The sequence below is a fragment of the Mesorhizobium sp. M0437 genome, from assembly GCF_040321335.1.
Classification (GTDB): Bacteria; Pseudomonadota; Alphaproteobacteria; order Rhizobiales; family Rhizobiaceae; genus Mesorhizobium.
Map to the genome: position 1 here is coordinate 47,959 of NZ_JAMYRK010000016.1, position 18,372 is coordinate 66,330.

Here is an 18,372-nt window from a genome sequence, read left to right on the forward strand (position 1 = left end):
ACATCCTTACCTATTCACTATTCACTATTCACTATTCACTATTCACTATTCACTATTCACTACTTTCACTCTAATCATCCAACACCCACGTATCCTTCGTGCCCCCGCCTTGCGAGGAATTGACGACCAGCGAGCCTTCCTTGAGCGCTACTCGGGTCAGCCCGCCGGGCACGATCTGGATACGGTCGGAAACCAGCACATAGGGGCGCAGATCGACATGGCGCGGCGCCAGCCCCTTGTCCGTCAGGATCGGACAGGTCGACAGCGCCAGCGTCGGCTGGGCGATGTAGTTCGACGGTTTTGCCGCGAGCTTTTTGGAAAACTCCTCGCATTCCTTCTTGGTCGCCGCCGGACCGACCAGCATGCCGTAACCGCCGGAACCGTGGACCTCCTTGATAACCAATTCATCGATGTGCTCGAGCACGTATTTCAGGCTGTCCGGCTCCGAGCAGCGCCAGGTCGGGATGTTGCCGAGGATCGCCTTGCGGCCGGTATAGAATTCGACGATCTCGGGCATGTAGGAATAAATCGCCTTGTCGTCGGCGATGCCGGTTCCCGGCGCATTGGCGATCGTGATGTTGCCGGCGCGGTAGACGTCCATAATGCCCGGCACGCCAAGTGCCGAGTCGGGGCGGAAGGTCAGCGGATCGAGGAACGAGTCGTCGACACGACGGTAAAGCACGTCGATCTGCTTGTAGCCCTCGGTGGTGCGCATCGCGACATGGCCATCGACGACGCGCAGATCCTGCCCCTCGACAAGCTGCACGCCCATCTGGTCGGCAAGGAAAGCATGTTCGAAATAGGCCGAGTTGAAGCTGCCCGGCGTCAGCACGGCAATGGTCGGCGCGCCCTTGGTGCTTTGCGGCCGCACTGCCGCCAGCGACTGGCGCAAGAGCTGCGGGTAATTCTCAACTGGCCGCACCTTGATCTGCTGGAACAGCTCGGGAAAGAGCTGCATCATCGTCTCGCGGTTCTCCAGCATGTAGGAGACGCCGGACGGCGTGCGCGCATTGTCCTCCAGCACGTAGAACTCGTTCTCGCTGATGCGTACGATGTCGACGCCGATGATGTGGGTATAGACGCCGGCCGGCGGCCGCACCCCGATCATCTCGGGCAGGAACGCCTCGTTCTTGGCGATCAACTCCTTCGGCACCCGGCCGGCGCGTAAGATCTCCTGGCGATGGTAGATGTCGTCGAGAAAGGCGTTCAGCGCCTGGACGCGCTGCTCGATGCCTTGCGTCAGCCGTCGCCATTCATTGCCCGAAATGATGCGCGGAACGATATCGAAGGGTATCAGCCGCTCCGATGCTTCCTGCTCGCCGTAGACGGCGAAAGTGATGCCTGTCTTGCGAAAGACGCGTTCGGCGTCCTGCATCTTCTCGGTAAGTCTGGCCGGGTCCTGTTCCTTCAGCCAGCGATCGTAAGCCGAATACGGTTTTCTCAGCCCGGAAACTTCCGGAAGCATTTCATCGAACGCTGCCAATCGCATACTCCCCTGTGGCGCCATTTCACTGGCCTGGCTGGAGAAAATCAAGCGCAATCGGTGATTTGTTGGGCGCCGGCGATCAGTATATCGCACTTGCCTAAAATTAAGGCAGCACCAATAGGGCCTTGATCAGGCTTTGCCTGGTGTCCGGGCAGATGCCGGATGCGGATCAAAACGCGCGAAAGGTGACGACCGTGAACGTGTCCTTGATGCCGGGAAGAATCTGCACTTTCTCGTTGACAAAGTGGCCGATGTCTTCCTCGTCGTCGACATAGAATTTGGCGAGCAGGTCGTAGTTTCCGGCTGTCGAGTAGATTTCCGAAGCAATCTCGGCATCGGCCAGGGCGCTGGCAACGTCGTAGGCCTTGCCCAGATCGCACTTTATCTGCACGAAAAATGCCTTCATTGCCTGGTCCTGCTCACATCGCACGCTCTAATCGAGCGGCCCTTGTGGCAGACTGCCGCCCGGCTTTCAAGCATCGGCAATCGCTCAGGCTGTTCTCGCCTCGACAATGCTTTCTCGGCTCGGACACGGACTGCCACGCCGAATGTTTGCGCTCGGCTGAAACCCTGAAGCACTGCAAAGCGTATGGTATCATGTACCTTCAGGCAGCGATTTCTCAGGGACAACGGAGACAGGCCATGCGCCGCGCGTTTTTCGCATTCGCAGTCGTTCCATTCATTTTCGCATCCCAGGCCTTTGCTGGCGACGCCGAAGTCAAAGCGGCGCAGACAGTCATCGATGGGCAGTTGAGGGCCTTCATCGCCAATGACGGAATGACGGCCTACAGCTTTGCCGCACCGAATGTGAAACGCATCTTTCCGACTGTCGATACCTTCATGAACATGGTGACAAAAGGCTATCCGCCGGTGCGCCAACCGCAGACCTACTCCTTCGGCAAGGTTCGCGAGACGAGCCCGACCTCGATCATCCAGCAAGTGCTCATCGTCGGCCCGGATGGCAAGGACTACGAGGCGGTCTACACGCTCGAACTACAGCCTGACGGCAGCTTTCGGATCACCGGCTGCAGCCTGCGTGCGTCCACGTCGCTCAGCACCTAAAGGGGTGTTTCAATCCTGTCGCCGGTAGAGCGTCCAGCTCAGGCCTGAAAACCCCCAATGCCTCGACGCATCGGCCCGTTCATAGGCCAGAGCGCATGCGGCCGTCCGTTCGATATGTTCGGCTTGTTTGTCCACGTCCCCCTCGAGGACTAGCCAGGCGGGCCGTTCGGTGCACATCCCGTCGTCTGGAACCAGCAATGCCCGACGATCCATTCGCGCCGCAAAATAGTTGACGACAATGGGGGTGCGGAAATTACCGTCGCTGGCATAGGTGGTTGCGCCGTTCCTGGTCATTTCATCAACGATAGCGGCGTAGGAGCCGCGTCCATATTGATAGAACTGAAGCAGCGACGAAATGCTTCCACTCACCACGATCGCCAGCGCTCCCATCGCAAGCAGCCTGGCAGTCCCGCGAGCATCCAAGCCGCGGCCAATCATCTCGCCGGCCCAGAGCAGCAGCAATGTTCCGCTGATGATGAAATAGCGCGGGAACTCAAGGTTGGGCAGATGCGCCGCCGCCATGAGCAAAGGCAGTCCGATAATCCCGATGGCATAAAGGCTGGCTCGACGACCGCGCCAGACACCGGCGGAGAGGCCGACAAGACCGCAGGCGGCAACGATATAAGGCCCGTCGCCAAACCAGGGTGGCAGGCCGAACAGAGAGCGGATCATCCCGCCATAGCCCTGCGCGAAGGCGGCAATCGAGAATGGCGAAACACCACCGACACTGAAGCCGAACAGCCTGCAGCCGACAAACACGCCGACAGCCAGCGGCAGCACGGCAAGCAAGCCCGGCAGGAAGATCGACGCCAGGTCCGCAACGACGCGGCCGACCTTCGCCGTACGCTGCCAGGCGAGCCAGGCGGTCCAGATTGCGAGGACCGCCACCATTCCGATCATGGTGAGATGGCACAGGAAGCCGAAAAGGATCGCCGCTGCCAAGGCCGCGCCAGACCACCGTCTATTGTCGAGCCGGCGCTCCAGAAAAACCACCGAAAGCAGCGTGAACAGCACAAGGCCGGCATAGCCGCGCGCCTCCGAGCCGTAATGGACCATTGGGTAGCTCACGGCAAACAACACGCTTGTGGTAATCATCGCCTGTCGTCCGCGCGATGCGGCGCTCGCTGCCGCCGCAGCGATCGTGGCAACGCCTAATGCTATCGACAGACCTCGCTGGATCAGCGGCGAAGCATCGGGGCCAATGAGATAGAGATAGACCGAGTTGAGGAAATGATTGTTGTCGTGATTGACGTGCCAGAATATCTGGTCGATCGACGTCAGCGGCTCGATCAGCGCAAAGCTCCAGATCTCGTCCAGCCAAAGGTCGCCGCGCGCGCCAAGCAAGCGCAAGACCAGACCGGTCACGGCGATTATCAGAGCGGCAAGCAACGACCCAGCCGTCCATCGCTGGACAGCCACGGAGGGCGAAGGCGAAGCGATGCCGTTCGTCCGCACCGTCGTGCCAGGAACTGAAACGTGCCGCGAAACGAACAGGTTCTTGATCCTCGCCCGATGTCGTCCGGCAATGCTTATTGGGCAGTCGTTTCAAAACAGTTCATGGCAGGGACAACTCCTCCCTGGAGCCGGATTCCTGGCGAGCATGCCTACCGGACGGCGAGGTCACCGTTTGCCCATTGCTGCGTGATGATCTCGGCTTCTTCGGCGAACCTGCCAGCCTCGATCGCTTCACGAATGTCGCGCATCAGCTGCTGGTAATAGGACAGATTGTTCCAGGTCAGGAGCATCGCCCCAAGCGCCTCTTGCGAGCGCACCAGATGATGCAAATAGGCCCGCGAATAGTCGCGTGCGGCCGGGCAGTCGCTTGCCTCATCGAGCGGACGCGGATCGTCGGCATGGCGGGCGTTGCGCAGATTGACCTTGCCGCGCCGTGTGTAGGCTAGGCCGTGGCGCCCTGCCCGCGTCGGCATCACGCAGTCGAACATGTCGATGCCGCGCGCCACCGACTTCAAAATGTCGTCCGGGGTGCCGACGCCCATCAGGTAGCGCGGCCGGTCAGCCGGCAGCTCCGGGCAAGTGATGTCGAGCATCTCCAGCATCACCGCTTGCGGCTCGCCGACAGCCAGCCCGCCGATCGCGTAGCCCTTCAGCTCCATTGCCTTCAGCGCCTGCGCCGAGCGCAGCCGCAGATCCGGCACGTCGCCGCCTTGCACAATGCCGAACATCGCCTTGCCGGGCTGCTCGCCGAATGCCGTCTTGCAACGCTCGGCCCAGCGCAACGACAACTCCATGGCACGCTCGATCTCGTTCTGCTTGGCCGGCAGAGCCGTGCATTCGTCGAGCTGCATCTGGATGTCGGAATCGAGCAGCCCCTGGATCTCTATCGAACGCTCCGGCGACATCTCGTAGGCGCCGCCGTCGATATGCGAACGGAAGGTAACGCCGTTCTCGGTCAGTTTCCGCAGCTTCGACAGCGACATCACCTGGAAGCCGCCGCTGTCGGTCAGGATTGGATGCGGCCAGCGGGCGAATTCATGCAGGCCGCCGAGCCGCGCCACGCGCTCGGCGCCGGGTCTTAGCATCAGGTGGTAGGTGTTGCCGAGGATAATGTCCGAGCCGACGCCGCGCACCTGATCCATATACATGGCCTTCACCGTGCCGCCGGTACCGACCGGCATGAAGGCAGGCGTGCGGATTTCCCCGCGCGGCATGGTGATTGCACCACGCCGCGCCCTGCCGTCGGTCGCCAGCACCTTGAAGGTGAATGCGTCAGTCATTGAATTCCCTAGCCATCGAACTCCTTGTCGAATACCGGCGCGTCCGGGGCCTGCTTGTCGAGTGATTGCCGGTAGCGGATGCAGCCGCGCATGAATTTCGGCCACGGCGGCACGGCAATCGCCGGGTCGGTCTTTTCGGGCAAAAGTGACCAGAGGTCGGGATGGTGCCAGCACAGATCATGGCCGGTGGCGTCGCGGTGTTGGCGGATGCCGGCGCGCAGTTTCCTGACCTCGGCGATCAAGGCTTCCCGGTCGAAGGTTTCCAGGTCATCGTCCATCGGTATCCTCCCTGAACAGAAGACTTGCGTCTCCATAGGAATAAAACCTGTAGCGATTCTCGATGGCATGCGCATAGGCCGCCCGCATCGTCTGCAAACCGCAGAAGGCCGAAACCAGCATGAACAGCGTCGAACGCGGCAGATGGAAATTGGTCATCAGCAAGTCTGCGGTCTTGAAACGATAGCCGGGCGTGATGAAGATGTCTGTCGGGCCTGACCATGCGGCCAGCCTGCCGTCCTCGCCAGCCGCGCTCTCCAATAAGCGCAGCGATGTCGTGCCGACGGCGATAATGCGCCCTCCTTTTGCTTTCGCCGCATTCAGCGCCTCGGCGGTTTCCGGGCTGACCGAACCGGTTTCGGCGTGCATCTTGTGGTCGGCGGTGTCGTCCGCCTTCACCGGCAGGAACGTGCCGGCGCCGACATGCAGCGTGACGAAACGGCGCTCTATGCCCTTGGCGTCGAGCGTCGCAAACAGCTCCGGCGTGAAATGCAGCCCTGCCGTCGGCGCGGCGACCGCGCCCTCCTCCCTCGCATAAATGGTCTGATAGTCGCTGCGGTCGCGTTCGTCGTCGTCACGCTTGGAGGCGATGTAGGGCGGCAGCGGGATGTGGCCGACTGCATGCAGCGCCTCGTCGAGGAACGGACCTGACAGGTCGAAGCCGAGCAGCACCTCGCCGCCTTCTCCCTTCTCGATCACGTTCGCGTCGAGCTGGCCGAGAAGGCAGGAATTGGCGTCATGACCGAAATGGATACGATCGCCGGCGGCGATGCGCTTGCCCGGACGCATGAAGGCGAGCCAGCGGTCGGGCGCCATCCGCATATGCAGCGTGGCTTCGACCTGCGCCGCCGCCTCGCCGCGCCGCCTGATGCCTTTCAGCTGTGCCGGAATGACCTTGGTGTCGTTGAAGACCAGCACATCACCGGCCTTGAGCAGGGCCGGCAGGTCGCGCACCGTCCGGTCTTCGAGCCCCTCACCCGGCCTGACCACCAGCATCCTGGCACTGTCGCGCGGCTCGGCTGGGCGAAGCGCGATGCGCTCCTCCGGCAGATCGAAGTCGAAAAGGTCGACGCGCAAGAGATCCCCGCCTCAAGGTTCCGGGCAGGTCACCGCCCAGGCGCCGACACCGTCTATGCTCAATGTGCCGCCCATCGCGAAGCTGGACTGCTCGCTGGCCTTGACCAGCCGCAATTTGGCGACGATCGAGCTGATGCCTTCGTCGGTGAGGTCGATCAGCATGCGCTCGTCGTCTTCGAATGCCTGTCCAACGATGACTTTCGTTGAGCCTGGCTGTCCATCCGTGGTCCATGTCTTGCCGCCGGCATCCAGCCACACACGCGCGACCGCAATGACGGCCGTGTGTCCCATCAAAACGTCGATCGATGCCGCGCCGCCGTCGGCGCTGCAGACGATCGATTCCGTTGCCAGCGCCGGAGTGGCCGCCGCGACGAGCACAAATGCGATTGCCGCGACAGCCCGGCCGGTCATTTCACGTCGGCCGCGACCTTGAGCGACACGATCTTGTCAGGATCCTGCACCGGTTCGCCGCGCTTGATCTTGTCGACGTTGTCCATGCCTTCGATGACCTGGCCCCATACCGTGTACTGGCGGTTGAGGAAGGCGGCATCGTCGAAGCAGATGAAGAACTGCGAATTGGCCGAGTTCGGGTTCTGCGAGCGCGCCATCGAGCAGGTGCCGCGGCCGTGGTTGGCGTTGGAGAACTCGGCCTTCAGATCGGGTTTGTCGGAACCGCCAGTGCCGGCGCGCGATGGCGCGAAAGACGGCTTGTTGGAATTGCCGAACTTCACGTCGCCGGTCTGCGCCATGAAGCCGTCGATGACGCGGTGGAAGACCACGCCGTCATAGGCGCCTTCGCGCGCCAGCTCCTTGATACGGCCGACATGGCCGGGCGCCAGATCTGGAAACAATTCGATGACGACCTTGCCCTTGGTCGTGTCCATGATAAGCGCGTTCTCGCGGTCCTTGATTTCGGCCATGTCAGAAATATCCTTTTGAACAATTGGGGTTACTTGCCGTCCGCGGCGATGCGCACCTTGATCATGCGATCGGGGTCGGTCACCGTCCCGTTCTGCGCCTCGTCGCCTTTCTTGATGTGGTCCACCAACTCCATGCCGCTGACGACATTGCCAACGATGGTGTACTGGCCATCGAGCGGCGGTGCCGGCGCGAACATGATGAAGAATTGCGAATTGGCGGAATTCGGATCGTCGGAGCGGGCCATGCCGACCACGCCGCGCTGGTAGTGCTCCGTGCTGGAGAATTCGGCCGGCAGGTCAGGAAGATCGGAGCCGCCGGTGCCGACAGCGTCGGCATTGAAGCCGCTCTTCATGTTGCCGAACTTGACGTCGCCGGTCTGCGCCATGAAGCCGTCAATGACGCGGTGAAAGGCGACGTTGTCGTAGGCGCCCTGGCGCACCAGCTTTTTGATCTGCGCGACGTGCTTCGGCGCAAGGTCGGGCCTCAGCGCGATGGTCACGTCGCCGTCCTTCAGCGTTACGATCATGGTGTTTTCCGGATCGGCGGCAAAGGCCGACACGGATGCGGTCACAAGACCGGCAAGCACGGCAAGCAAGAAGGCAAGCTTTTTCAGCTGCATGGGATCTTTCTCCGAATATCTTCGTTCATGCATGTCGTTACCCAAAGCCGGGTTCCACTTTTGGGTGACATGCATTTTATTTCGCGAATTTGGCGGTGAGCGCGCCGGCCACGGCCGCCGGCACGAAGGGGCGGATGTCGCCTCCCATCGAAGCTATCTGGCGCACAAGTGTGGCGGTAATGGTGCGCACTGAAGGGCTGGCGGGCAGGAACACCGTCTGCAGCTCCGGCGCCATGGTCTCGTTCATGCCGGCCATCTGCATCTCATAGTCAAGGTCGGTGCCGTCGCGCAGGCCGCGGATCATGATCGAGGCGCCATGCTTCCTGGCCGCGTCGATTACCAACCCGTCGAAGGCAACTACTTTGATACGCGCACCGTCGCTGCCGAATTCTGCCTTCGCGGCCGTTTCGATCAGGCCAACCCGTTCCTCGAAGGAAAACAACGGCTTCTTGCCGGGATGGATGCCGATCGCCGCATAGATTGTATCCGCCACGGCCAGCGACGCCTTCAGCACGTCGAGATGGCCGTTGGTCAGCGGGTCGAAAGAGCCGGCATAAAGGGCGATGCGTTCGGTCATGGCAGGTGCTTCTAGCGAGCCTCTCTCCTAAAGGCAAATCCGATCGCCAGCCCGCGCCGTGAACCTTTTGGCCGACGTGAACGACAGATGAATGTGCCGCTCACAACAGCTTCACGCAGTGTTCACTAAGTTGCAGCTGCAGGAGATGAAACCAAACACCCATCTAATCGTTGTTAGGCGCAGGAGAACACGCACATGCTGATCTACATGCTCGCCACCGCAATGACCGTCGCCATGCTGATCGCCACCGTATTCGGGTTGCATCAGGAAGCACAGCGCGTCCGCGCCAAGGCCAACACCAAGCGGTTCGAAGGCTTCGGCAACCGCAGGCCTTATCGCCGCTTCTAGATTGCGGGTGTCTTCACACGCCGGCCCACAGGGCTGGCGTCGTCGTGCCAAACTCACTCGACGGAAGTATCGGGCTCCCTACCATCGGCATCGGCAACAGCGCCGCTTTCAGCATTCTCTTCGATCTCTTCATCCGCTTGCGGTTCTGAAATTCGCTCCACCGAAACGACCTTCTCGCCCTCTGCGGTATTGAAGATGGTAACGCCCTTGGTGGCGCGGCTGGCGAAACGAATGCCGTTGACCGGAACGCGGATAACGGTGCCGCCATCCGAAACCAGCATGATCTGATCGTCATTGCCGACCGGGAAGGTCGCCACCAGGCGGCCGATTTCGGCCGTTTTCGAGACGTCGGTGGCGCGAATACCCTTGCCGCCACGGCCGGTCAGGCGGAAATCGTAGGACGATGAACGCTTGCCGTAGCCATATTCCGTCACCGTCAACACGAACTGCTCGTGCGCCTTGAGGAACTCATAGCGGTCGTCGGAAAGCTCCGCCTCTTCGCCGACCTCTTCATTGGTGAGCTGGATTTCTTCCTCCTCGCCGGCCGCGATGTCAGCAGCGAGCCGGCGTTCGGCCACCACCCGCTTGAGGTAGGCGGCACGTTCCGCCGGCGGCGCATCGACATGCTCGATCACCGCCATCGAGATCACCCGGTCGCCATCGGCCATCGCAATGCCGCGCACGCCGACCGAATTGCGGCTCTGGAAGACGCGTACGTCGCTGACCGGAAAGCGGATGCACTGGCCGGAACTTGCCGTCAAAAGCACGTCGTCATTGTCGGTGCAGGTCTCGACGCCGAGGATCTCGTCGCCTTCCTCGTCCAGCTTCATGGCGATCTTGCCGTTGCGGTTGACCTGGACGAAGTCCGACAGCTTGTTGCGACGCACGGTACCGCGCGTGGTGGCAAACATGACGTCGAGCTCGCCCCAACTCGTCTCATCCTCCGGCAGCGGCATGATCGTGGTGATGCGCTCGCCCTGTTCGAGCGGCAGCATATTGATCAGCGCCTTGCCGCGCGATTGTGGGTTGCCGATCGGCAGGCGCCAGACCTTTTCCTTGTAGACGATACCGCGCGAGGAGAAGAACAGCACCGGCGTGTGCGTGTTGGCGACGAACAGCCGGGTGACGAAATCCTCTTCTTTGGTCGACATGCCGGAGCGGCCCTTGCCGCCGCGGCGCTGCGCCCGGTAGAGCGACAGCGGCACGCGCTTGATGTAGCCGGAATGGCTGACCGTGACGACCATGTCCTCGCGCTGGATCAGGTCCTCGTCTTCCATGTCCGCCCCGCCCTCGGCGAGCTCGGTACGGCGCGGCGTGCCGAACTCGTCGCGAACGGCGATGAGCTCGTCCTTGACGATCTGCTGGACGCGGGCGCGGGACGAGAGGATGTCCAGGTAGTCCTTGATCTCGTCGCCGATCGTGTTCAGCTCGTCGGCGATCTCGTCGCGGCCGAGCGCGGTCAGGCGCTGCAGGCGCAGTTCGAGGATGGCGCGCGCCTGCTCCTCGGAGAGATTGTAGGTGCCATCCTCGTTGATGCGATGGCGCGGATCGTCGATCAGAAGAATCAGCGATTCCACGTCGCCCGAAGGCCAGCGCCGCTCCATCAACTGCTCGCGCGCCGTCTGCGGGTCCGGAGCGCTGCGGATCAGCTTGATGACTTCATCGATGTTGGCAACAGCGATGGCAAGGCCGACCAGCACATGGGCGCGGTCGCGCGCCTTGCGCAGCAGGAATTTCGTGCGCCGGCTGATCACCTCCTCACGGAAGGCGACGAACGCCTTCAGCATGTCGGTCAGAGTCAGCAATTCCGGCTTGCCGCCGTTCAGTGCCACCATGTTGGCGCCGAAGGACGTCTGCAGCGGGGTGAAGCGGTAAAGCTGGTTGAGAATGACATCGGCGACGGCATCGCGCTTCAGTTCGATGACGACGCGGTAGCCCTGGCGGTCGCTCTCGTCGCGAATGTCGGAAATGCCTTCGATGCGCTTGTCGCGCACCAGCTCGGCCATCTTCTCGATCATCGACGCCTTGTTCACCTGATAGGGAACCTCGGTGATGACGATCGATTCACGATCGTTGCCGCGCGCCTCGACGTTGACGCGGCCGCGCATGACGATGGAGCCGCGGCCGGTCGAATAGGCGCTGTAGATGCCGGAGCGGCCAAGCACGATGCCGCCGGTCGGGAAATCCGGTCCCGGAATAATCTCCATCAGCGCCGGAAGGTCGATCGCCGGATTATCGATGAGGGCAATGGCGCCGTTGCAGACCTCGCCCAGATTGTGCGGCGGGATGTTGGTGGCCATGCCGACGGCGATACCGCCGGAGCCGTTGACCAACAGGTTCGGAAAGCGCGCCGGCAGGACTTTCGGTTCGCTGCCCGACGCGTCGTAAGTGTCCTGGAAATCGACGGTGTCCTTGTCGATGTCTTCCAGCAACTCATGCGCGACCTTGGTCAGCCGCGATTCCGTGTAGCGCATCGCCGCCGGCGGATCGCCGTCGATCGAGCCGAAATTGCCCTGCCCGTCGATCAGCGGCACGCGCAGCGACCAATCCTGCGCCATGCGCACCAAAGCGTCGTAGATAGAGGCGTCGCCATGCGGATGGTATTTACCCATCACGTCGGCGACCGGGCGTGCCGATTTCACATATTTGCGGTTCCAGTGATAGCCGCTCTCATAGGCGGCGTAGAGGATGCGGCGATGCACCGGCTTGAGGCCATCGCGCACGTCCGGCAATGCGCGGCTGACGATCACGCTCATGGCGTAGTCGAGATAGGAGCGCTGCATCTCCTCGATGATGGATATCGGCTCGATGCCGGTGGGGCCGCCGTCGGCGCCGCGCGGTGTCTTTTGGTCGGTCAAATCGGATCACAATCTAATCAGGAATCACTTGGTGCTTATATAGGAAGCCAGCCTGAAACTCCAACAATCGCGGCAGTTTTCCAGTGTGGTTTTTAGCGGCAAATTCAAAAGGATAAACCAATTGCGACGATATGGCCGTGTACCCTTTCACGGGCGTCGCCGGCGGGCGCGATAAGTACCCGGCGCCTCGCCCATCAGCCGCCGGAAACGGCGATTGAAGGTTGATAGATCGTTGAATCCCGCCGAAAAGGCAATCGCCGAAATCGTCTGATCCGACGTCCGCAGCCGCACGGCTGCCCTGTGCAGCCGCGCTCTCAGCAGGAATTGGTAGGGCGTCATACCGGCAACGTGCCGGAAGGTGCGCAGGAAATGGTAAGGGCTGGTGGCGGTCTCGTCGGCGAGTTCGGCAAGCGAGATCGGCCGGTCGGCATCGACTTCGATGCGCCGCACCGCTTCGGCGACACGCTTCTGGTCACGGCGGCTCGGCGTCCGTCCCCGATCCGTAGCGCTGCAAGCCGCTGTTACCGCGGCACCGGCAATGCGCAGGGCGAGTTCCTCGAACGCGCCGGTGTCGGCCGTCTCGCGCGCCGCCTCCGCTTCGGCAAGCAGCGACATCAGCGCCGGCAAGGGCGGCAGGCGCGGCGTGCCGAAATCGAGCGTCTTCGTGCCCGGCACGTCGGCGACGATCCGCTCCATATAGGCCGGCCCGAAATGGAAGGAGAGGCAGCGGTCGCCGGCGCCATGCTCGTGACCGCATTCATAGCATGTGCCGGGATTGCCGAGCAGGAGCGCGCCCGGCGCCAGCATCGCCGTGCCCTCGCGCGCACGATAGCGGAAGGTGCCGTTGGTTACGGCGGCAACGCAGAAATCCCGATGCTCCTCCTCGAATGGCCTGTCGGCGGCGCTGGCGGTGCAGATGACATCCGACACCTGCCAGCCTCGGCCCGACGCCAGCCTGTACGCGCTCGTCGTCATCGCCGAAACATAGCAACTTTTCCCAAGCGCAGAACCCCTGTCGGCCTCTATGCTTGCCGGTCTCCTGACAAGATGAGAGCGAAGCCATGTCCAATTCCTTTGCCAAGGCCCTGCACAGCGATGGGCCCGTACCGGCCCTTGCCGAGAAACTGAATCTTTATGGCCGCTTCGTCGGCGCCTGGACGTTCGACGCCACGCGCCATCTCGAGGACGGTCAGGTGCTGACCGGGCGCGGCGAAGTGCATTTCGGCTGGGTGCTCGAAGGCCGCGCGATCCAGGACGTATGGATCCTGCCTGCCCGTGACGCCGGCCCCTCGCCCTCGCTCGGCAAATGGACCTTCTATGGCACGACGTTGCGCGTCTACGATCCCGGCGTTGACGCCTGGCACATCTTCTGGAGCGATCCGCGCAATCAGTACTACAGCCGCCAGCTCGGCCGTGCGGAGGGCGATACCATCATCCAGCAAGGCGCAGACGGCACCGGATCTGCTGTGCGCTGGAGCTTTTCGCGCATCACCGAAAATTCGTTCCGCTGGCTGGGCGAACGCTCACAGGACGACGGCGCTACCTGGCGTCTTGAAGTCGAGTTTCTGGCGCGCCGGGCCGTCAGCCCCTGATCCGCACGGTTTCCACTGGCTCCGCTTTGCTCTACCAATCCCGTTATCCGGCTTTGCCGGCGGGGAGGGTCAGCATGCCGAGCTTCGACAGCCTGTTCAACGCCTTCGTCACCATGCTGGTGACGATCGATCCGCCCGGCCTGGCGCCGCTCTTCCTCGCCGTGACCCGCGGCATGAACCGCGAGGAGCGCAACCAGGTCTCCGTGCGCGCCTCGGTCATCGCCTTCCTGGTAATGGCGTTGTTCGCAATCGCCGGCGCGTCGATCCTGTCAGTCTTCGGCATCACTCTGCCGGCCTTCCGCGTCGCCGGCGGCTTTCTGCTGTTCTTCATCGCCTTCGAAATGGTGTTCGAGCGCCGGCAGGACCGCAAGGAGAAGATCGGCGACGTCGCCATCACCAGGGACATGATCCACAACATCGCCGCCTTTCCGCTGGCGATCCCGCTCATTGCCGGTCCCGGCGCGATTTCGGCGACCGTCCTGCTCTCAAGCTCGTTTCAGGGTTTGGGCGCGCAGACAGCCCTTGTCGGCATCATCGCCATCTGCCTCGTCATCACCTACCTGGTGTTCGTGCTGTCAGAGCGCATCGACCGTATCCTCGGCCAAACCGGCCGTTCGATCCTGACAAGGCTGCTCGGCGTCATCCTGGCGGCGCTCGCCGTACAGTTCGTCGCCGACGGCATCAAGGCGCTGATGGCGACGTAGGAACAGCCCTACTTCGCTGTCGTTTCAATGACTTCGAAGTCGTGGGTAATCTCGGCAGTCTTGGCCATCATTGCCGAGGCCGAGCAGTATTTCTCGATCGAAAGCCCGATCGCCCGCTTCACCTTGGCGTGTGATAGCGCCCGGCCCTTGACGACAAAATGCATGTGAATGCGGGTGAACACCCTGGGATCGGCTTCTGCACGGTCGGCATCGAGTTCGACCACGCAATCTTCGACCGCCTCGCGCCCCTTTTCGAGGATATGGACCACGTCATAGGCCGAGCAGCCGCCAGTGCCGATCAGCACCAGTTCCATTGGGCTCGGCCCCGGCGTCTTGCCCTCCGGCCCGAACGCAGTGCCTAGCACCAGCTTGTGCCCATTGGCGGACTCGCCAACGAAAGTGCGCTCCTCGACCCATTTGACCCTTGCCTTCACCTGATACGTCCTTTCACCGCTCAAACGCACAACGTCCCGAAAATCCAAGACAGATTTTCGGGACGCCATTTCGTGGCCAAGGTGCCGGCGCTTTTCGCCGCAAGGGCAGTCCGCCCGAGAAATCAGAACGGGATTTCGTCGTCCAGCTCGCGCGACGAACCACCGCCGCCGCCCTTGTTGGCGCCACCGCGATTGAAACTTTCGCCCGGGCCGGACTGGCCGAAATCGGAACCGCGGCTCGCACCACCACCGGCATAGTTGCCGACCTGGCCGCCGCCCTCGCCCCGCGCATCGAGCATCTGCAGCTCGCCGCGGAATTTCTGCAACACGATTTCGGTCGTATAGCGGTCATTGCCGGTCTGGTCCTGCCATTTGCGCGTCTGCAGCTGGCCCTCGACATAGACCTTCATGCCCTTCTTCAGATACTGCTCGGCCACCTTGGCGATCTGGTCGTTGAAGATCACGACATTGTGCCACTCGGTCTTTTCCTTGCGCTCTCCGGACGTCTTGTCGCGCCAGCTTTCCGACGTCGCGATGCGGATGTTGACGACCGGGTCACCCGAATTCAGGCGGCGGATTTCAGGGTCCGCCCCGAGGTTGCCCACCAGAATGACCTTGTTGACGCTACCCGCCATGATACTTCTCCGCGCTCATCCGAAACCGAATTTTTGTCGCCGCACCTTACAGGCTATGGACAATCCCTGCCTGCCGTCGCTGCCTTTTCCCACAAGGTTTTTGTTCTCTTTTCGTTCTATAGGAGAGGCCCTGCACTGTCAATAGTTGTCAGTAAGAAGTAGTGTCTTGGCGTCGAATTTCCACAGACCATGGGATCGAGGCGAACGCATGAAGATGGTTGCGCATAACGATCAGCCGCAAGAAGAGTGGCGGACGGGAGTAAAGACCCGCATGCATGTCTCTGCCCGCAACGGCGCAACTCAACTTTGCATGTTTGAACAATGGGTCGAACCCACCGTTGGCGCCCCGACACATTGGCACCCGGTCGAGGAAGTACTTACCGTCATCGCTGGCAGGGCCGAGATGTGGATCGACGAAGAGCATCTCGTCTTGACTGCCGGACAGTCGCTTGTTGTCGCCGCGTACAGGCAACATGGCTTCCGAAACGTCGGCTCCGAATTGCTTCATATTCATGCTGTGCTCGCGTCACCAGTTTTCGAGGCGACGTTCAACGGATCCCCCGACATGGTGAGACGCTGGCTTCCAGCGAGTTTGTAAAACCTCGCCTGTCTTAAAAAATACCGCCTGTCTTAAAAAACACGGCTTGCCAAACCGATAAGTATTGACTTATGCTTTCGGCATGATCGAAGCAGACATTTTTCGGGCACTAGCGGATCCAACGCGTCGCGCCGTCTATGAGCGGCTCGCCGACGGCGAGATGACGGTGTCGGAACTGCGCACTGGCATACCGGTATCGCAGCCGGCGGTATCGCAACATCTCGCAGTGCTGCGCGGCGCCGGCCTCGTGGTCGAGCGCCGGGCCGGTCGCAACGCCTATTACCGCGTCGATCCGAAGGGGCTTGCGCCACTGCTCGGCTGGATCGAACGCTACCGTGCGTTCTGGCCAGAGCGCATCGAAAGGCTCAAGACGGTTTTGAAGGACATGGACCAATGACCAACCGAGGCAAAGAACGCGCCGAAATGGCCGCAGACAAGATCGAGTTCGAGTGCGAGCTGCCCGAACCGCCGGAACAGGTGTGGCGGGCGCTGACGGTGCCGGACCTGCTCGCGGCCTGGATGATGCCGAACGACATCAAGCCCGAAATCGGCAACCGCTTTGCCTTTAAAGCGCCGAATGCGCCGATCGAGTGCGAAATCCTCGACGCGGATCCCGGACGGCTGCTGCGCTATTCCTGGCGGGAGCGGCCGGCGCCCGGCGATACGCAGGTGCCGCCCGGCAATCCCCTGGACAGCGCAATGAACGACAGCCCAGTGGACAGCATCGTCACCTTTACGCTCGACCGCACCGTTTCCGGCGGCACGCATCTGCGCATCGTCCATGATGGTTTTGCTCGGGCAGCAGTGCCGGAGATCGCGATGGCAGGCGCCGGTTGCCGGCTTTCCTTTGACGCGCACACTCCCAGGCACAAGCAGATCGCCGCAAACACCCCGCGCCTCTTCCTGCGCGCGGCCTGAACGACAACAGTCAACGGAGACAACCGATGAGCGGCCTTGCCAATCTGGTGCCGATGGTGATCGAGCAGTCGAGCCGCGGCGAACGTGCCTTCGACATATTTTCGCGGCTGCTGCGCGAGCGCATCGTCTTCATCAACGGCCCGATCGATGACGGCACCTCAGCGCTGGTCTGCGCCCAGCTTCTGTCGTTGGAATCCGACAATCCCGACAAGGAGGTCTCGCTCTACATCAACTCGCCGGGCGGCGTGGTGACCAGCGGTTTCGCGATCTACGATACGATGCAGTATATCAGTTGCCCGGTCTCCACGGTTTGTATGGGCTTCGCCGCCTCGATGGCCTCGTTCCTTTTGATGGCCGGCACACCGGGGCGGCGCATCGCGCTACCCAACACCAGCATCGTGCTGCATCAGCCTCTCGGCGGTTTCCAGGGCCAGGCCTCCGATATCCAGCGCCATGCCGAGGGCATCCTTCGCACCAAGCGGCGCATGACCGATCTTTACGCCCGCCATTGCGGCCGCACCTACGAAGAAGTGGAACGCACGCTCGACCGCGACTTTTTCATGACCGCGCAGGAGGCCAAGGATTGGGGCCTCGTCGACCATGTTTTCGACACTCGCAAGCAGGCCGCATGAACGAGCCGGGCCGGCGGACGGAACTGAGGCGATTGAGCGCCCGCAATTTCAGCGCCATCGGTCTGGTCTTGCCGCTATCGCGGCACTATAGTCCGGCGATGACCGCCAGCCGCTCATCCAGCCTGTTATGCCTTGCCATCGCTACCGTTGCCGGCACGAACATGCTGGTGGGTATGGCACTTGCCCAAGATAATTCGACGTCTTCGCAAAAGCGCGCTCTGCCCGGTGTGACCAGCGATTATCGCATCGCCGAGCCAGCGCCGCGGCCTGAGCCTGACGATATGGCTCTAGGCAGCGGCAACGGCACCTTCAAGATTGGCGATACCGACGTTCGGATTTCCGGTAGCATCACCATTGATGTCGCTACCGGCGGGATCAGGCCCTCCAGCCGCTAAGTTCGCCTGGTGTGAACCACAAATATTGCGCTTCAAACGAACAGCCCCGCCATTGCTTTGCAACTGACGGGGCTTTCTTGGATCTGAAATCCAAATTGCCGGGAGTGTACTGCCGGCTTTTTATTTCGGATGCTTCGCGGCGTTCAGCCGACGATCCGACTAGCAGTCTCTGATTGTTGTGGGGATCGGCAGGTCAACGTGGGCAGGTAGCGCTAAACGCCTGACCTGGCTACTTATACCTGCCGCGGCTCCAGCGACACGTGGAGCCTCAAGGAACAATCCGGTGGAGTCATGCCTCTGCTCTCCTTCTGTTCGTTGCGACTGTCGTCGAAGCGCTCATCGCATAACCCGCGGCGTCTCGCAGGCTAGCCCCAGGCCGCGAGGCCATCGAAAGACGGCCGGCTTCGTTGACAATTGGATTCTGCCCCCATGACGCGGGGACGTCAACCTTGAATAGCCGGGTTGCCGAAAAATGTGATCGCGAGACGCTTTGTGAAGCCGGCTG

General features: G+C 61.8%; 23 protein-coding genes. 9 read left to right on the plus strand and 14 right to left on the minus strand.

Annotated elements, in window-relative coordinates; genetic code table 11:
* Positions 1–70: 70 nt before the first annotated feature.
* Together NKI72_RS12825 and NKI72_RS12830 are read right to left on the minus strand one after the other, a co-directional pair.
* Positions 71–1,483, minus strand: a complete 1,413-nt coding sequence (locus NKI72_RS12825) for a circularly permuted type 2 ATP-grasp protein (RefSeq protein ID WP_352613762.1) — start codon at positions 1,481–1,483, stop codon at positions 71–73.
* Positions 1,484–1,655: 172 nt separating this feature from the next.
* Positions 1,656–1,892: an Lrp/AsnC ligand binding domain-containing protein gene (locus NKI72_RS12830; protein ID WP_023674883.1), complete on the minus strand. Its 237-nt coding sequence runs from the start codon at positions 1,890–1,892 to the stop codon at positions 1,656–1,658.
* Positions 1,893–2,128: 236 nt separating this feature from the next.
* On the opposite strand from NKI72_RS12830, the gene NKI72_RS12835 reads away from it, so the two are divergent.
* Positions 2,129–2,548 (plus strand): DUF4864 domain-containing protein, encoded by a 420-nt coding sequence (locus NKI72_RS12835; protein ID WP_352455762.1) that lies wholly within the window; start codon positions 2,129–2,131, stop codon positions 2,546–2,548.
* Between the two features lie 9 nt (positions 2,549–2,557).
* Here the strand turns inward: NKI72_RS12835 and NKI72_RS12840 are convergent, their stop codons facing one another.
* The 8 genes from NKI72_RS12840 to coaD form a co-directional block, all read right to left on the minus strand.
* Entirely contained in the window at positions 2,558–3,913 is a 1,356-nt protein-coding gene (locus NKI72_RS12840) for a glycosyltransferase family protein (RefSeq protein WP_352833089.1), read from the minus strand.
* Between the two features lie 239 nt (positions 3,914–4,152).
* Complete coding sequence (gene tgt, locus NKI72_RS12845) at positions 4,153–5,283, minus strand: tRNA guanosine(34) transglycosylase Tgt (RefSeq protein ID WP_352502505.1); 1,131 nt, start codon at positions 5,281–5,283, stop codon at positions 4,153–4,155.
* Positions 5,284–5,291: 8 nt separating this feature from the next.
* A complete protein-coding gene (locus tag NKI72_RS12850; protein WP_352471691.1) occupies positions 5,292–5,561 on the minus strand; it encodes a hypothetical protein in 270 nt (89 codons plus the stop codon).
* Positions 5,551–6,636: a tRNA preQ1(34) S-adenosylmethionine ribosyltransferase-isomerase QueA gene (gene queA, locus NKI72_RS12855; RefSeq protein ID WP_352682861.1), complete on the minus strand. Its 1,086-nt coding sequence runs from the start codon at positions 6,634–6,636 to the stop codon at positions 5,551–5,553. Before queA ends, NKI72_RS12850 begins: the two co-directional genes overlap by 11 nt.
* 12 nt (positions 6,637–6,648) lie before the next feature.
* On the minus strand, positions 6,649–7,047 hold the full coding sequence (locus NKI72_RS12860) for a hypothetical protein (protein WP_352682863.1): 399 nt from the start codon (positions 7,045–7,047) through the stop codon (positions 6,649–6,651).
* On the minus strand, positions 7,044–7,556 hold the full coding sequence (locus NKI72_RS12865) for a peptidylprolyl isomerase (RefSeq protein ID WP_254817363.1): 513 nt from the start codon (positions 7,554–7,556) through the stop codon (positions 7,044–7,046). Before NKI72_RS12865 ends, NKI72_RS12860 begins: the two co-directional genes overlap by 4 nt.
* A gap of 29 nt (positions 7,557–7,585) precedes the next feature.
* Positions 7,586–8,176, minus strand: a complete 591-nt coding sequence (locus NKI72_RS12870) for a peptidylprolyl isomerase (RefSeq protein WP_352471695.1) — start codon at positions 8,174–8,176, stop codon at positions 7,586–7,588.
* Between the two features lie 76 nt (positions 8,177–8,252).
* A complete protein-coding gene (gene coaD, locus NKI72_RS12875) occupies positions 8,253–8,753 on the minus strand; it encodes a pantetheine-phosphate adenylyltransferase (protein ID WP_352448768.1) in 501 nt (166 codons plus the stop codon).
* A gap of 195 nt (positions 8,754–8,948) precedes the next feature.
* Here coaD and NKI72_RS12880 point away from each other — a divergent pair, with 195 nt between their 5' ends.
* A complete protein-coding gene (locus NKI72_RS12880; protein WP_352540595.1) occupies positions 8,949–9,101 on the plus strand; it encodes a hypothetical protein in 153 nt (50 codons plus the stop codon).
* A gap of 53 nt (positions 9,102–9,154) precedes the next feature.
* Here NKI72_RS12880 and gyrA read toward each other — a convergent pair whose 3' ends face one another.
* Together gyrA and NKI72_RS12890 are read right to left on the minus strand one after the other, a co-directional pair.
* Positions 9,155–11,959: a DNA gyrase subunit A gene (gene gyrA / locus NKI72_RS12885; protein ID WP_352471697.1), complete on the minus strand. Its 2,805-nt coding sequence runs from the start codon at positions 11,957–11,959 to the stop codon at positions 9,155–9,157.
* Positions 11,960–12,106: 147 nt separating this feature from the next.
* Positions 12,107–12,934 carry a helix-turn-helix transcriptional regulator gene (locus tag NKI72_RS12890; protein ID WP_352833095.1) on the minus strand — a complete coding sequence of 276 codons (828 nt, stop codon included), beginning with the start codon at positions 12,932–12,934 and terminating at the stop codon, positions 12,107–12,109.
* An 86-nt stretch (positions 12,935–13,020) separates the two neighbouring features.
* Here NKI72_RS12890 and NKI72_RS12895 point away from each other — a divergent pair, with 86 nt between their 5' ends.
* A complete protein-coding gene (locus NKI72_RS12895; RefSeq protein WP_352455708.1) occupies positions 13,021–13,551 on the plus strand; it encodes a hypothetical protein in 531 nt (176 codons plus the stop codon).
* Positions 13,552–13,625: 74 nt separating this feature from the next.
* On the plus strand, positions 13,626–14,255 hold the full coding sequence (locus NKI72_RS12900) for a MarC family protein (RefSeq protein WP_352833098.1): 630 nt from the start codon (positions 13,626–13,628) through the stop codon (positions 14,253–14,255).
* A gap of 8 nt (positions 14,256–14,263) precedes the next feature.
* On the opposite strand, the gene NKI72_RS12905 is transcribed toward NKI72_RS12900, so the two are convergent.
* Positions 14,264–14,689: an OsmC family protein gene (locus NKI72_RS12905; RefSeq protein ID WP_352770376.1), complete on the minus strand. Its 426-nt coding sequence runs from the start codon at positions 14,687–14,689 to the stop codon at positions 14,264–14,266.
* Positions 14,690–14,811: 122 nt separating this feature from the next.
* Entirely contained in the window at positions 14,812–15,324 is a 513-nt protein-coding gene (locus tag NKI72_RS12910) for a single-stranded DNA-binding protein (protein WP_352448761.1), read from the minus strand.
* Positions 15,325–15,532: 208 nt separating this feature from the next.
* On the opposite strand from NKI72_RS12910, the gene NKI72_RS12915 reads away from it, so the two are divergent.
* From NKI72_RS12915 to NKI72_RS12935, 5 genes are all read left to right on the plus strand, one after another.
* A complete protein-coding gene (locus NKI72_RS12915) occupies positions 15,533–15,922 on the plus strand; it encodes a cupin domain-containing protein (protein WP_352471700.1) in 390 nt (129 codons plus the stop codon).
* Between the two features lie 82 nt (positions 15,923–16,004).
* Entirely contained in the window at positions 16,005–16,319 is a 315-nt protein-coding gene (locus NKI72_RS12920; RefSeq protein ID WP_352448759.1) for an ArsR/SmtB family transcription factor, read from the plus strand.
* Positions 16,316–16,840, plus strand: coding sequence for an SRPBCC family protein (locus tag NKI72_RS12925; protein ID WP_352682875.1), 525 nt, complete (start codon positions 16,316–16,318; stop codon positions 16,838–16,840). Before NKI72_RS12920 ends, NKI72_RS12925 begins: the two co-directional genes overlap by 4 nt.
* Positions 16,841–16,866: 26 nt before the next feature.
* Positions 16,867–17,472, plus strand: a complete 606-nt coding sequence (locus NKI72_RS12930) for an ATP-dependent Clp protease proteolytic subunit (RefSeq protein WP_352455702.1) — start codon at positions 16,867–16,869, stop codon at positions 17,470–17,472.
* The gene (locus NKI72_RS12935; protein WP_352682877.1) at positions 17,469–17,867 is read left to right on the plus strand and encodes a hypothetical protein; all 399 of its coding nucleotides are present in this window, start codon (positions 17,469–17,471) and stop codon (positions 17,865–17,867) included. The genes NKI72_RS12930 and NKI72_RS12935 overlap by 4 nt, the downstream gene beginning before the upstream one ends.
* Positions 17,868–18,372 lie beyond the last annotated feature (505 nt).